The organism is Bacillus cereus group sp. MYBK220-1 (assembly GCF_051916445.1).
In the GTDB taxonomy this organism is placed as follows: domain Bacteria; phylum Bacillota; class Bacilli; order Bacillales; family Bacillaceae_G; genus Bacillus_A; species Bacillus_A cereus.
Genome location: NZ_JBQAGQ010000008.1, coordinates 1 through 15,072 on the forward strand (window position 1 = coordinate 1; position 15,072 = coordinate 15,072).

The window sequence follows — 15,072 nt, forward strand, 5'->3', positions numbered from 1 at the left end:
TAGTTTGTCTAGCATCTAAAATAAAAATTGACGTTTCACGTTGTTTGTTTCGTTCAGTTTTCAAAGAACTACTTGGTCGCTCATTTGCGACTTCCTTATGTTAACATCTTCATTTTTCAATGTCAACTAAGTTTTTTAATTTCTTTTTTGTCGTTTTCTGCGTTTCCGCATCAGCGACGGTTATTAATATATCATGCAGTATATACAGGGTCAATACTTTTTATAAAAAAATTTCACATCCCGTTAAAAACTTAAAATCCGCTTTAAAAATCATTATAGCGTCCATTCATTCTTGGCTCCCCTCCTATTCATTTCATATCTTATCTCTTTATCAATTCACACGAGAGTGAAAATTCTAAATTTTATGTTATATTATTAGTATAGGAGCGTGGTGAGAATGAGCATTAAGTATTCAAACAAAATCAATAAAATCCGGACCTTTGCATTAAGTTTAGTATTTATCGGCCTCTTCATTGCATACTTAGGTGTCTTTTTCCGCGAAAACATTATTATTATGACAACGTTTATGATGGTTGGCTTTTTAGCTGTTATCGCTAGCACTGTCGTTTACTTTTGGATTGGTATGTTATCTACTAAGACTATCCAAATTATTTGCCCAAGCTGTGATAAGCCAACCAAAATGCTGGGCCGTGTCGATGCATGTATGCACTGCAATCAACCTTTAACACTAGATCGAGATCTAGAAGGAAAAGAATTTGATGAAAAGTATAATAAGAAGAGTTATAAATCATAAGTATCAAGGGAAATACGAATTTGCAACACTACAAACGTTTCAACTCATTAAAAAGTTGATTTCTTAAAAAATCAACTTTTTAATTGTTTTATTAAATTTATTACACCTATTTTTTCGAAATAACAGCAAACATCCCTGTCATATTAGGCGAATAATCTTTAAAATCATATTTTTCGTAGAATGATGTTTTACCTTGCGACGCAAACAAACCAATGAATGCTTTATCTGGAGCATTCCCATTTAAGTATTCTACTAAAGTATTCATTATTTTCTTTCCAATACCATTCTTTTGATACTCTGGATGAACCACTATATCTTGAATATAGAAATAGATAGCCCCATCACCAACAATTCTCCCCATGCCGATGATTTGATTATTATCCTTGACTGTTATACAGTAAATCGAATTTTGAAGTGATATTTCCGCCACCTCAAAGTTCATATAGTTAGTCCATCCCACAGAATCACATAAATATTTATATTCTTCCAATGTTGGAATGTTATTTTTAATCTCATATTTCTTCAAAATGTCCCCTCCAAGAATTCATTTCCACCAATACAAAGTAAATTCGACAAACTTTTATCTAACCCTTCTTACTAACTTAGCACTGTAAATCCCGATTAACCTCACGCTAATCCTTATATAATAAAGAAAGAGGCTGACGTATAGCCGTCAGCCTCTTTCTTTATTATATATTACGCCTTATGACACTCTGGACAAACGCCATAAATTTCTAAGCGATGACTATTGATAACGAAGCCTGTCGTTTTCGCAGCTTCCTCTTCCAGCTTTTCCAAGCCTCCATAAGGAAAATCAACAATCTTACCACATTTTTCGCAAATCACATGATAATGTTGACTTGTAACATAATCAAATCTACTTGAAGCGTCTCCATAAGTTAATTCCTTTACAAGTCCAACCTCTTTAAACACACGTAAGTTATTATAGACAGTTGCAACACTCATATTTGGAAACTTACCTTCTAATGCTTTATAAATATCATCCGCTGTTGGGTGCGTCATTGATTCCACAAGGTACTCTAAAATAGCATGACGCTGTGGAGTAATGCGTACACCCGTATTTTTCAGCATTTCTAGCGCTTCTTTTAATTCTTCTTTGACCACCGTCATGCACCCCGATTCTATACGGATTATTATTTTATAATTCTTATAAAGAGTGTACTCCTTTTCTTATAAATCGTCAATATTTCTACTATAAGTATGTAGTTTATTTTTATATTCAGGACTTGTTTTTATGTATCTTTCCCTTTTTTCTTCATATATTCCATAGAAAAAAGTGCGACATAATCGCACTTGGAATACTATCATCTGAGGAGGTATGCCCTACACTTCCACTTTATGTAAGGCAGTAAAATATGTATAGACACTTGCCTTGTTTCTGCATATTTTATCTCCAATGTAGATTTATTTTATATAAGAAAGAACATCCTCAATATGTCCTTTCACTTTCACTTTACGCCACTCTTTTACAAGTTCACCGTCTTTATTAATAAGGAATGTAGAACGCTCGATTCCCATATACTCTTTCCCAAAGTTCTTTTTTAACTTCCAAACATCGTATAACTCTGCTACTTTATGATCTTCATCTACTAAAAGTGTAAATGGCAATTCATGTTTCTCAATGAATTTCAAATGTCTATTCGCTGAATCAGGACTTACTCCAAGAATAACCGTATCCTTCTCTTGAAATACTCCATACGCATCACGAAAATCACATGCTTCAGTTGTACACCCTGGCGTCATATCTTTCGGATAAAAATAGAGAACTACATTTTTACCGCGGAAATCAGCTAGGCGAACTTCTTCTCCGTTACTTCCCTCTAATGTGAATTCTGGTGCCATTTCTCCTACTGTAATCATAGTTATCACTCCTACTCTTTTCCTTTACTATAACAAATGCTTCCTTATTTTTCATTGTCTATTACAGACCTCATCACAAAAGCAAAAGGGAGTGTATATCCAATTAGCGCTTCTGCGATTGCAATCCATCGCCCAATTCCAATCGGAGATATGTCACCATATCCAACAGACAATAAAGTAACTGCGCTAAAATATAAACAAACTTCGACGAGTTGAAAAGAATGAGCGTTCAAACTTTCTCCGTCCTCTTTCAAAACTGCGAAACCCATTTCCTCTAATACAACGTAACTTAATCCAAATGCGATTAGTACTGTTGTATAGATTAAAAATAATGTGGCCAAATTATAGAGCGAAAAAAAACGCGTTGAATCCGAATAGGAACTCCATAATAATTGGACACTTTTCAAAATAGCGATTGCTGCAATTAATAGAATAAATCCCCATAACATGTCCTCCACCTCATTTTATATGTATGAGGTGGAGAACTGATTTATCCCTTAGAAACGAACAAGCTTCTATAATTAATTACCCGCGCCACGATACCTTTTTACCCCTTGGTTCCAGAGGGTGATTGCAATCGTAAAACAGATAACACCAACAATTGGCGTCGCAAATGCATAACTATTCCATTCTGTTTTTCTTAAAAAGTATGCCGCTGGATATACTCCAACAAACGCAAACGGTAAAACAAACGTTAAAATGAAACGAATTACACGATTATAAATATTAACAGGATAGCGCCCGTAATTACCTATGTTATACATAAGAGGCATAATTGAACTTTTCGCATCCGACCAAAAACCAAGGCTCGCCAGCGTAACAAATATACCTCCATATACAAGTGCTCCTCCTCCTACCATCAATATAAATAAGAAGAAATCATACCAGTAAAAAGATAATTGTAACTCCACAGCTGCATATCCCATTACAACAATCCCTGTAATAGCTCCAATTAAAGATTCAAGTTCCATTCTTTCTAATATAATTTGAAATAGGCTATGGATCGGCCGCGTTAATACACGATCCATCTCCCCTTTAATAATGTATCGATCATTAAAATCCCATATATTAAAGAAAGCTGAAAAGATGGCAAATGGTACTAAAAAGAAACCATAAATAAAGATTACTTCTTCTCGACTCCATCCCTTCAATGCTTGTGTATGCCCAAATACAACGAGAATAAATATTAAATTAACTGCTTGAAGCGATAAATCAGAAAGTAAACCAACGATAAAATCGCCTCGATACTCCAATTTTGTTTTTATATATTGACTTGCATATTGTAAAAATAAGTTTATATATAGCATCTCATCATCCCCCTTGTACAATTAGACGTTTTCTCGCCGTTCTCCACATGAGTACAATTGGAATAATAAGTACAATCGCCCAAATCACTTGAAATACTAAAGCCTCATACAACTTACTCCCCTGTATACCTTCAGAAAAAATCATACTTGGAATATAACTAATAGCCTGAAACGGTAAAAACATCATTGCTTTTTGGGCCCATAGCGGATAAAAACTAATTGGTAATAATAGACCTGAAAATAAATCAATAACAACGCGTTTTGCATACATAATCCCACTATTATTAAATAGGAAAAACGTAAGCATTCCCGTCATTAAATTAATTTGTGTATTAATAATAAAACTAAATATTAAAGATAAGAAGAAATATAACCACGTTTGAAAATTTGTTGTAATTTGCAACGAAAATAATAACGTAACGATAACCATGCCTGGAATGGAAAAGAAGGCAAAACGAAATATTCCCTCGCCAAGACCTTGCATAACTTTCATTCCCAAATAGTTATACGGACGAATTAATTCTACAGCCACACGTCCTTCTTGAATCTCCATCGCAATTTCCCTATCTATATTATTAAAATAGAAGGCACGTGCCATCCACGCGATTGCGATATACGTGGTCATTTGCGAAATAGATAAACTTTCAATATTCTCTTTTCCGCTATAAATTGCTTGCCATAAAAAATAGTAAGCACCGATATTAATCGTATAAATTAAAATCCCGCTATAGTAATTTGTACGATACGCAAGCATCATTAAAAAGCGAATTCGAATCATTTCAATATACTTACCCATGCGTAATACCTTCTTCATAAATGTTACGAATAATTTCCTCTGTAGACACTTCGTTAATTTTTAAATCTTTAATTTGAAAGGCTTGTACTACTTTAGAAATAAGCATTGAAATAATAACTTCTTCATTCGGAATTTTTGCAACCCATGCATTTTCCTCTTTTGCTTTCGACCAAACGACATGATTATCTGGCATAACCATTGATAAAGCCTGATAGGAAACTGGTGCAACAAACTGAAAGTGAATTTCCTTCTCCGCTCCCCACTGCGTACGAAGATTATTTAAAGAACCGTCATACATAATATTTCCTTCATCCAGCATGATAACGCGCTCACATAAAGCTTCAATATCAGTAATATCGTGTGTTGTTAATAAAATTGTTGTTTTATAACGTTCATTCATTTCTTTTAAAAATTCACGTATTTTCAATTTCACAAGTACATCTAACCCAATTGTTGGCTCATCTAAAAATAATAACGGTGGATTATGAATTAAGGCTGCCGCTAATTCACAACGCATCCTTTGACCAAGAGATAATTTTCGAACTGGTTTATCTAATAAGGGCCCTATATCTAACGTTTCAATTACGTGTTCCATATGCTCCTTATACTGAGCGTCTGATACACCATACACTTTCTTTAATAAACGAAACGATTCTTGTACTGCAATATCCCACCAAAGTTGCGAACGCTGTCCAAAAACAACACCAATTGTTCTTACAAATTCTTCTCTTTGTTTATGTGGGTTCATTCCATTTACTGTGATTTGCCCTGATGTCGGAGTTAAAATCCCCGTAAGCATTTTAATTGTTGTTGATTTACCAGCACCGTTCTCACCGATATAACCAACCATTTCACCTTGCTTCACAGTAAAAGATACATCATTTACTGCTGGTACTATTTTATAATTACGATTTAATAAATCGCGAAATGCACCCTTTAAGCCCGGACGACTTGAATAGGCTGTAAACTCTTTACGTAACCCTTGTACCTCAATTACCGATTTCATAATCGGACCCCCCTCCTAAATGTCACAACGAATAGTTTACCCAACTGCCTTCGCTATCACAAACAATACGTCTTTTCGAAAAACATGTTAGAATAATACATAGATTTTTGTAAGGAGATGAATTGTAGTGAATTTCACAAAGTCAGAAGCATTACATAAAGAAGCTTTAGAGCATATCGTTGGCGGTGTTAACAGTCCTTCTCGTTCTTTTAAAGCAGTTGGCGGCGGCGCTCCTGTTGCTATGGAACGTGGGAAAGGCGCTTATTTCTGGGATGTAGACGGAAATAAATATATCGATTATTTAGCAGCATACGGTCCTATTATTACTGGACATGCTCATCCGCATATAACAAAAGCAATTACAACAGCTGCTGAAAATGGGGTACTTTATGGAACACCAACAGCGCTAGAGGTAAAATTCGCAAAAATGTTAAAAGAAGCAATGCCTGCATTAGATAAAGTCCGTTTCGTAAACTCTGGTACAGAAGCAGTGATGACAACGATTCGTGTTGCTCGTGCTTATACAGGTCGCACAAAAATCATGAAATTTGCTGGTTGTTACCACGGTCATTCTGATTTAGTACTTGTGGCAGCTGGATCTGGCCCTTCTACTTTAGGAACTCCTGACTCAGCTGGCGTACCACAAAGTATCGCACAAGAAGTTATTACCGTTCCATTTAACAATGTAGAAACTTTAAAAGAAGCTTTAGATAAATGGGGTCATGAAGTAGCAGCTATCCTTGTAGAACCGATCGTTGGAAACTTCGGTATTGTAGAGCCTAAACCTGGATTCCTTGAAAAAGTGAATGAACTTGTTCACGAAGCTGGCGCACTAGTAATTTATGATGAAGTTATTACTGCTTTCCGCTTTATGTACGGCGGTGCTCAAGACTTACTTGGTGTTACACCTGACTTAACAGCGCTTGGTAAAGTTATTGGCGGCGGCTTACCAATCGGTGCTTACGGTGGTAAGAAAGAAATTATGGAACAAGTTGCTCCGCTTGGACCTGCATACCAAGCTGGTACAATGGCAGGAAACCCTGCTTCTATGGCATCAGGTATCGCTTGTCTAGAAGTACTTCAACAAGAAGGGCTTTATGAGAAATTAGATGAACTTGGTGCAATGCTTGAAAAAGGAATTTTAGAGCAAGCAGCGAAACATAATATCGACATTACATTAAATCGTCTAAAAGGGGCTTTAACTGTATACTTCACAACTAATACAATTGAAGATTACGATGCCGCACAAGATACAGACGGTGAAATGTTCGGTAAATTCTTCAAGCTTATGCTTCAAGAAGGAGTTAACTTAGCACCTTCTAAATACGAGGCATGGTTCTTAACTACAGAACATACAAAAGAAGATATTGAATATACAATCGAAGCTGTAGGCAGAGCATTTGCTGCCCTAGCAGACAATAAATAATCCCTTCATTAAAAGGAAAAAAGAAAGCTCACCTTTCTTTTTTCCTTTTTTCTATTTCATAAATCACGTATTAATAGTATAATTATTCATAATTATCTGTTTTATATTCTTTTACAGCATTACTATCTCTGTGTACAAGGTGATTTGCACCTTAAATAGTAAGATTATTCTAACTTTTACAAGAGGGGGGATTGACGGATGCTCAATAAAAAAAATACATGGACACCGTCTTTATTTCGAGATTATAGAAATGCAGAACATGATGCGTGTGGAATCGTTTCCGTTATGGAGAAACGAAAAATTGCTACAAAAGAAAACATTGACCTTTGCATACAATCACTCGTCAAAATGAATCATAGAGCTGGTTTCATTAATGGCGAGGGCGATGGCATCGGCATTCACATTGATATACCAAAAACGCTTTGGAATGAAAAACTAAAAAGTAGCGGATATAATCCAACGATTGTGGATCATCCCCACTTTATCGTTGGACATTTTTTTCTAAATAAAAAAGAAAACATTACTGCCTTAAAAGATTATATTCGTACGCAATTAAACAACAAAAACTTTGCAATCATTTTCGAAAGTGATGATGTAACAAACTCAGATGCGCTCGGTCCACTTGGTAAACAAGAAGAACCTTTATTTTGGCAAGTTGCCCTCATCGCAGAAAACGAAATTACAAATATTGAGCAAACATTATTTTCTGTCACAATAAAAATAGAGGAAAACGAAGCAATTCATGTTGCTTCATTAAGTCATGATCATGTTGTATATAAAGTTCTAGGTGCTGGTGATACGCTTGTTGCCTACTATAATGATTTACAACATCCGCTTATCGCTTCAACTATGACATTAGGACATAACCGCTACTCTACTAATACATTATCTAATTTTTTTCGTGTACAACCATTTAGCATTCTCGGACATAATGGTGAAATTAACACAATTGCAAAATTACGCGATCAAGCTGAAATGATTGATGTACCACTTACTGCAGGAGGCAGTGACTCTCAAGATTTAAACCGCACCTTAGAAACCCTACTTGTTCAATACGGCTACAGCTTATTTGAAGCAATGGAAATTCTATTCCCACCAATTATTAATGAAATTAAACTTTATGAAACACCTTTACAAGATTTATATACGTATATACGTGAAGCATGGGGACATTTTGCACAAGGACCAGCTGGCATCATTTCCCGTTTTAAAGATGAAGCTGTTTTCAGCGTTGATTCCCTTGGATTACGCCCAGTATGGAAAGTAGAGACAGAGAGCTCTTATATTTTCTCTTCTGAACCTGGAGTTGTATCACCAACTAAATATGTAGCAGAACCAAAACCACTCGCTCCTGGAGAAAAAGTCGGATTAAAATGGAATGAACAAGATGAACTTGTTCTTTATGAATATGACAAATATCAAATCCAAGTATATAACCGTTTTAAAAAGCGAATTGATACTACCAATTACCATTTAAATTTATCTATCCCTGAAACGAAAAAAATCCAAGGGCTATGTGATTCTGTTCAAGTTGAAACGAAACAATACGTCGCTTTCGGATGGGACCGAGAACATATTCAACTTCTTGAACAGATGGCAACAAAAGGCGTTGAGCCAATACGCTCACTTGGGCATGACTCACCACTTGCCGCACTCGATACTGATAGACGAAATATCGCTGACTTTATTAAAGAAAGTGTAGCTGTTGTTACAAACCCTGCAATTGACCGTGACCGTGAAATTGAACACTTCTCTACACGTACTGTACTTGGAGAGCGTCCAAGTTTATTAAGCGGCGCAAAACGGCCATTTGTAGTTGAAATGCTTTCACCAATTATTTTAGAAGGCAGCGTGGCACAACCTATTGCAGAGGAATTACACACAATTACGTACGAACAACTCATAGAGCTATTTAAGACTCATAACTCTATCGCCACAATCTCTGCTACATTCAGCTCGTCAGAAACTCTGCAATGCGCATTAAGCCGCATTAGTTCTGAAGCGATAGCTGCTGTTAACAATGGCGCTTCCCTACTAGTATTAGATGACGCAAAAGCCCATCTAAATGAACGATTGTGGATTGATCCACATTTAGTTACTGCTAAAGTACATCAAGCATTAAGTGAAAATAAATTACGCCGCAATTGTTCTCTCGTTATACGTTCTGGTGCTCTTCGCTCCTTACATGACATTGTCACGCTATATGGATTAGGAGCAGATGGTATTAATCCATATTTATTATTCGCGACTGTAAATGATGGAACAAAAACACCAATTACGAATCTATATAATGCACTTAATAAAGGATTAGAAAAAGTCATTTCAACAATTGGAATTCATGAGTTACGTGGTTACGGACGTCTCTATTCATCTATTGGGTTACATGAAGAAATCGCAAATATATTACAGATTACAAATTTCTTCGGTTCAAATGATTTAGCCTTTTCACTTGAATCACTTGTTGAAGATGCAAAAATACGTGCAGAGGATTATAACAATCCTAAAATTAGAATGCGAAAATCATTTCATATATTCCCGCGAATTTGGAAAGCAATCGGCGATGTTGCAAAAGGAAATTCTTATGATGATTACCGTGACAAGTTAAGTGAACTAGAAGAGAATAATCCAATTGCAATCAGACACCTTGTTCAAACGAAACAAACAAAACAAACAAAACATGTCGTTCCAACTGAAGAAGTATCTATCGGCATCAAAAATCATAATTTACCATTTATTATTAGTTCTATGTCATTTGGTTCTCAAAACGAAATTGCCTTTCGCGCATATGCAGAAGCAGCCGATCAGCTAAATATGATTAGCTTGAACGGTGAAGGCGGCGAAATTAAAGATATGATTGGAAAATATCCACATACACGTGGACAACAAGTGGCATCTGGGCGATTTGGAGTAAATGCCGAACTACTAAACTCATCAAACTTAATTGAAATCAAAATCGGTCAAGGCGCAAAGCCTGGGGAAGGTGGGCATTTACCTGGTTCAAAAGTGACAGCCAAAATCGCTGAAGCACGTAATGCGACAATCGGCTCAGATTTAATTTCACCTTCTAATAACCATGATATTTATTCAATTGAAGATTTAGCTCAAATGATTACAGAAATTAAAACAGCTAATCAACTTGCCAAAGTAGCCGTGAAAGTCCCTGTTGTTCCTAATATCGGAACAATTGCTGTCGGTATCGCCAAAGCTGGCGCTGATTTTATTAACATTAGCGGATTCGATGGCGGAACAGGCGCTGCACGTATTCACGCATTGCAGCATGTAGGTCTCCCTGTAGAAATTGGTGTTAAAGCCGCTCACAACGCTTTATTAGAAGCAAGCATGAGACATAAAGTAGAGATTTGGGCAGATGGTGGTATTCGAAGTGTAAATGATGCCTTGAAAATCATGCTCCTCGGAGCAAACCGTATTGGATTTGGCACACTATCAATGATTGCAATCGGCTGTACTACTTGCCGTGGGTGCCATCTAGATACTTGCCATGTTGGAATTGCGACACAAATCGAGTCTGAAGCACAAGCAAAAGAACATGGGTTACGCCGCTTCGTCCCACGCGAATTAGAAAGCGCAGTTGCTGGCCTGCTAAATTTATTCACCTCTTTCGGTGTAGAACTAAAACGATTAACAGGACAGCTTGGTTATACAAATTTACAAGCAATTGTTGGGCGTTCTGATTTATTAGAGCAAGTTCGAGGCGAAAATTTATTAAACTTACGTAATTTACTACAAATAATAGAACATCCATCTGTTACAACAACAGAAGGCGTACCGGAAAAACAATTTAAGACAGTTCATTCCGCTGACTCAAAAGAATTGGTAGGCGTTGGTGTAGAGCAACGCGTTATGGGTGGTCTAGAATCATGTTATCGCGTTCGCAGTAAACTATATGAAGCTACTCAACTTGAACCACTTACATTAAAGTATACGAATGGTTCTATTCCCGGAAATGGGTTAGGTGCTTACAATAGTGAAAATTTATTTATACACGTAAATGGCGGCGCACAAGATGGCATTGGTAAAACTTCCTTTGGTGGTGGGATTTATATAACGAAATCAAAAGGAAAAGACGGAGTATATTATAACGGTTCTGTCGGAAAAGGATTTGGATATGGTGCACAAAAAGGGGCACTATACGTGCAAGGGAACGCTGATGCTCGCGCTGGCATTCGCCTTTCTGGGGCAGACATGATAATTGGAGGTAGAATAACAAAACCACTCCGTGAAAAAGAGCAAGGAAATATAGGTGCATACTCCAATATTAAAGGTTTTGCTTTTGAATATATGACAAATGGGCGAGCGCTTGTTTTAGGTGACCCTGGTCCATGGATTTGCGCTGGCATGACTGGCGGTGTTGTTTATTTGCGCCGTGATTCAAACTTAGGCTTAACAGAACAGGCCTTAAAAAGAAGAATCGCAAAAGGCGCAAATGTTACATTACAACCAATTAGTAAAAATGGTTTGAAAGATGTAACTGAATTATTGCTAGACTATATTCGTGTACTAAACGAGCACGAGCAATATGAGGAAGTTGCTTTGTTAACACCATTATTAGATGATATACAGAACAAGTTTTTTGAGATTATCCCGAAAAAAGAACAGGCAGATCCATCTATCTCAACAGAGTAAAATGAGTAATTTTCATTATTAAGAAAAAATTGACGAAGTACGCTTCTCATAGTAATCTATAGTAACAATTTGAGACCTGCTGAAATTCAGCAGGTTTTTTTACTAAAAACTGATGTTTAAAAGGAATTAGGAAAAATTATAAAGTGAAACTTTAATTAGCCTACACCAATCGGACGTTTACCGGCATCCAGCTTCTGAATTTTGAGGCGTGAATCTTACTACTCACAATTAGCGGGATAAAATGAACACTAATTTCTTTTAACGTCACTAAAATATCACTTGCTAACATATTGTAATGAATGTATAGTATCATGTTGTACATTCATTATGACAAGAGAAAGGATCTTATTAAGGGTATGAAACTTGGTGCTCGCATTTTAAAAACGGGTATTGCCATCACGTTAGCTTTATTTGCTTGTATTTTACTTCAATTACCGAGTCCGGTATTTGCGGGAATTTCAGCTATCTTTGCTGTCCAACCGTCTGTATACCGTTCTTATTTAACAGCACTTGAACAAATTCAAGCAAATGTAATTGGTGCGATATTTGCTATCGCATTTGCTACTGCTTTTGGACATAATCCTTTTATTATTGGATTAACATGTATATTAGTAATTGCTCTTACATTACAATTACGATTAGAAAACACAATATCAATTGCTTTAGTAACAGTTATCGCCATTATGGAGTATCAAGGCGAAGATTTCTTTAGTTTTGCCTTACTTCGATTTGCGACGATTATGATTGGTATTATTGCGGCTTCACTTGTAAATTTAGTATTTATGCCGCCAAAATATGAAACAAAACTTTATCATCGTATCGTTGATAATACAGAAGAAATTGTAAAATGGATTCGAATGAATAGCAGGCAGGCTTCTGATTTTACAACGCTAAAAACTGATATTGATCGTATGAAAGAAAAAATGATCAAACTAAACCATTACTATTTGCTGTATAAAGAAGAAAGAAGCTACACGAAAAAAGTAAAGTTCGCAAAAATTCGTAAGCTCGTTTTATTCAGACAAATGTTAGCGACAACAAGCCGTGCTTTAAGTACGTTAAAATCATTACACCGTACTGAAAATGAACTGCGCTATATGCCGGAAGAATTTCAGGAATCTATCCAAAACGAACTTGACTCATTAACGCATTATCATGAACAAGTTTTATTAAAATTTATTGGTAAAGCAAAAAAACAACAATCAGTTGAAATGCTTGATGAAGTTGAAACAGGTAAACAAGAATTAATTGATATCTTTATGGAATATCAAAATAAAGACGATGAAGAAGCATATAAAACATGGTTACATCTCTTCCCTCTTATTTCTTCCATCATTAACTATAGTGAAGAAGTAGAGCATTTAGATTTGCTTGTAGATAGCTTCTACACATACCATAAACCAGAAAAAGAACTCCAAATCGATGATAAAAAAGAAGACGAATAAAAAACAGCTCCTTTTATGCTAAAGGAGCTGTTTCTGTTATATGTTGAAGTTGATATAAATTGTAATAAAATCCTCTTTTTCGCATTAACTCTTCATGAGAACCAGTCTCTTTAATCTCACCGTCTTCAATGTAAATAATCGTATCAACATGCGTAATCGTCGCTAATCGATGTGCAATTATAATCGTTGTCCGGTCAGCAGCTAACGTCTGAAGCGCCTCTTGAATATACCTTTCATTTTCTAAATCTAATGCTGAAGTTGCTTCATCTAATATAAGTACCGAAGGATTCTTTAGAAACACTCGTGCAATTGCCACGCGTTGTCTTTGCCCGCCCGATAGCTTCACACCACGTTCTCCAACGACAGTATTATAACCATCTGGTAAGTCTATAATAAAATCATGAATTTGCGCAGCTTTAGCAGCTGCAATCACCTCTTTCTCTGTAGCCTTCGGATTTCCATATAAAATATTAGCTCCAATTGTATCGCTAAACAATAAATTATCTTGCAGTACAATTCCAATATGACTACGCAAATTTCTCATATTATACTTTCTTACATCTATGCCATCTACATAAACCGTGCCTTCAGAAACATCATAGAAACGCGGGATCAAACTAGCAAGAGATGACTTTCCTCCCCCACTCGCTCCTACAAGCGCTACTTTCTCTCCAGGTTGCATAGTTAATGACAAGTTGTGTAATATCTCTTTTTCATCTGCATTATAACGAAAAGAAACATTGTCAAATACAATTTCTCCATTTAATTTTTTCGTTTGTACCGCATTTGGTACATTAACAATATCGTATTTTTCATCTAACAGTTCAAACACACGGTCCATCGATGCAAAAGATTGTGTTAATGTTGTAGATGAATTAACAAGGCGGCGCAGCGGACTATATAAACTATCCATATATCCAACAAAAGCTACCATCGTTCCTAGCGTTAACTGCCCTTGAATTACTTCATATGCTGCAAAACCAATCACAAGTAACGGACCTAAATCGGTTAACGTGTTTACTGCCGAAAATGTTCTTGCCGTCCAACTTGTATGGGTTAATGCTTTCGTTAAAAATTCATTATTTCTTTTTTCAAACTGCTTCCCCTCATACTCTTCTAACGCAAAGCTACGTGTCACTTGCATTCCTTGAATACGTTCATGCAAATACCCTTGCATCGTCGCTAACGCTTGTGAACGCTCTTTCGTCAATTTCCGAAGACGTCCGAAAAAATATTTCACTGCAATTACATAAATAGGTAAAATCAATAACGCAACAAATGTTAATTTTATATTCATAGAAAACATAACAATGATAGCAATAGCAATTGTTGCAGTATCTAACCAGACGTTCATCAAACCAGTAATTACAAAATCTTTCGTTTGTTCTACATCATGGATGACACGCGAAATAATCTCCCCTGTTTTTGTATTGGAGTAATAACGTAAACTTAACTTTTGTAAGTGACCGAAAATATGCTTCCGCAAATCATACAGTATTGTATTTGCGATACGTTGGGCGAAATATTGACGATAATATTCAATCGGTGGTCTTAATACCGCAAAAATAAAGAAAGCAATTCCAATCGCTGTTATTAATTGAGATGTTTTATCTTGAAGTGAGCCAGCGCCTTGAATTACATCATCGATAATATACTTTAATAACCACGGCATAATAAGTGGGATACCGAACTTAACTAGTCCAATAATAATTGTAATAGCAATAAGCCATCGATATGGTTTAACAAATTGTAAATATCTTTTTATGCCTTGCACATAATCCCCCCTCTAATAGGACAAACCTGCCGGGAAGCC

At 36.1% G+C, this 15,072-nt stretch carries 12 protein-coding genes; 4 read left to right on the forward strand and 8 right to left on the reverse strand.

The features are described from left to right. Positions 1 to 397: 397 nt before the first annotated feature. On the forward strand, positions 398 to 754 hold the full coding sequence (locus ACTFRU_RS24015) for a YgzB family protein (RefSeq protein WP_000025058.1): 357 nt from the start codon (positions 398 to 400) through the stop codon (positions 752 to 754). Positions 755 to 860: 106 nt separating this feature from the next. On the opposite strand, the gene ACTFRU_RS24020 is transcribed toward ACTFRU_RS24015, so the two are convergent. From ACTFRU_RS24020 to ACTFRU_RS24050, 7 genes are all read right to left on the reverse strand, one after another. Next, positions 861 to 1,280, reverse strand: a complete 420-nt coding sequence (locus ACTFRU_RS24020; RefSeq protein WP_000759736.1) for a GNAT family N-acetyltransferase — start codon at positions 1,278 to 1,280, stop codon at positions 861 to 863. Between the two features lie 170 nt (positions 1,281 to 1,450). Continuing rightward, on the reverse strand, positions 1,451 to 1,879 hold the full coding sequence (gene perR / locus ACTFRU_RS24025; protein ID WP_000237829.1) for a peroxide-responsive transcriptional repressor PerR: 429 nt from the start codon (positions 1,877 to 1,879) through the stop codon (positions 1,451 to 1,453). 300 nt (positions 1,880 to 2,179) lie between these two features. Further along, positions 2,180 to 2,635, reverse strand: coding sequence for a thioredoxin-dependent thiol peroxidase (bcp, locus tag ACTFRU_RS24030; RefSeq protein WP_000633710.1), 456 nt, complete (start codon positions 2,633 to 2,635; stop codon positions 2,180 to 2,182). Positions 2,636 to 2,679: 44 nt separating this feature from the next. Further along, complete coding sequence (locus ACTFRU_RS24035) at positions 2,680 to 3,084, reverse strand: potassium channel family protein (protein ID WP_000964343.1); 405 nt, start codon at positions 3,082 to 3,084, stop codon at positions 2,680 to 2,682. Between the two features lie 72 nt (positions 3,085 to 3,156). Continuing rightward, positions 3,157 to 3,942, reverse strand: a complete 786-nt coding sequence (locus tag ACTFRU_RS24040; protein WP_000965773.1) for an ABC transporter permease — start codon at positions 3,940 to 3,942, stop codon at positions 3,157 to 3,159. A gap of 4 nt (positions 3,943 to 3,946) precedes the next feature. Continuing rightward, positions 3,947 to 4,738, reverse strand: coding sequence for an ABC transporter permease (locus ACTFRU_RS24045; protein WP_000521519.1), 792 nt, complete (start codon positions 4,736 to 4,738; stop codon positions 3,947 to 3,949). After that, the gene (locus ACTFRU_RS24050; RefSeq protein WP_000843655.1) at positions 4,731 to 5,744 is read right to left on the reverse strand and encodes an ABC transporter ATP-binding protein; all 1,014 of its coding nucleotides are present in this window, start codon (positions 5,742 to 5,744) and stop codon (positions 4,731 to 4,733) included. Before ACTFRU_RS24050 ends, ACTFRU_RS24045 begins: the two co-directional genes overlap by 8 nt. A gap of 127 nt (positions 5,745 to 5,871) precedes the next feature. On the opposite strand from ACTFRU_RS24050, the gene hemL reads away from it, so the two are divergent. The 3 genes from hemL to ACTFRU_RS24065 all read left to right on the forward strand — a co-directional run bounded on the left by hemL (position 5,872) and on the right by ACTFRU_RS24065 (position 13,259). After that, the gene (hemL, locus tag ACTFRU_RS24055) at positions 5,872 to 7,170 is read left to right on the forward strand and encodes a glutamate-1-semialdehyde-2,1-aminomutase (protein ID WP_001011863.1); all 1,299 of its coding nucleotides are present in this window, start codon (positions 5,872 to 5,874) and stop codon (positions 7,168 to 7,170) included. Between the two features lie 198 nt (positions 7,171 to 7,368). Further along, a complete protein-coding gene (locus tag ACTFRU_RS24060) occupies positions 7,369 to 11,814 on the forward strand; it encodes a glutamate synthase-related protein (RefSeq protein ID WP_440037935.1) in 4,446 nt (1,481 codons plus the stop codon). Between the two features lie 356 nt (positions 11,815 to 12,170). After that, complete coding sequence (locus ACTFRU_RS24065; RefSeq protein ID WP_000765787.1) at positions 12,171 to 13,259, forward strand: aromatic acid exporter family protein; 1,089 nt, start codon at positions 12,171 to 12,173, stop codon at positions 13,257 to 13,259. A 13-nt stretch (positions 13,260 to 13,272) separates the two neighbouring features. Here ACTFRU_RS24065 and ACTFRU_RS24070 read toward each other — a convergent pair whose 3' ends face one another. Next, positions 13,273 to 15,033, reverse strand: a complete 1,761-nt coding sequence (locus tag ACTFRU_RS24070) for an ABC transporter ATP-binding protein (protein WP_001161598.1) — start codon at positions 15,031 to 15,033, stop codon at positions 13,273 to 13,275. Positions 15,034 to 15,072 lie beyond the last annotated feature (39 nt).

Excerpts from the sequence above, each read along its gene's own strand:
- ACTFRU_RS24065 (WP_000765787.1), top strand. The coding sequence starts at position 12,171 with ATGAAACTTGGTGCTCGCATTTTAAAAACGGGTATTGCCATCACGTTA.
- bcp (WP_000633710.1), bottom strand. The coding sequence starts at position 2,635 with ATGATTACAGTAGGAGAAATGGCACCAGAATTCACATTAGAGGGAAGT.
- ACTFRU_RS24035 (WP_000964343.1), bottom strand. The coding sequence starts at position 3,084 with ATGTTATGGGGATTTATTCTATTAATTGCAGCAATCGCTATTTTGAAA.
- ACTFRU_RS24045 (WP_000521519.1), bottom strand. The coding sequence starts at position 4,738 with ATGGGTAAGTATATTGAAATGATTCGAATTCGCTTTTTAATGATGCTT.
- ACTFRU_RS24040 (WP_000965773.1), bottom strand. The coding sequence starts at position 3,942 with ATGCTATATATAAACTTATTTTTACAATATGCAAGTCAATATATAAAA.
- ACTFRU_RS24050 (WP_000843655.1), bottom strand. The coding sequence starts at position 5,744 with ATGAAATCGGTAATTGAGGTACAAGGGTTACGTAAAGAGTTTACAGCC.
- ACTFRU_RS24015 (WP_000025058.1), top strand. The coding sequence starts at position 398 with ATGAGCATTAAGTATTCAAACAAAATCAATAAAATCCGGACCTTTGCA.
- ACTFRU_RS24060 (WP_440037935.1), top strand. The coding sequence starts at position 7,369 with ATGCTCAATAAAAAAAATACATGGACACCGTCTTTATTTCGAGATTAT.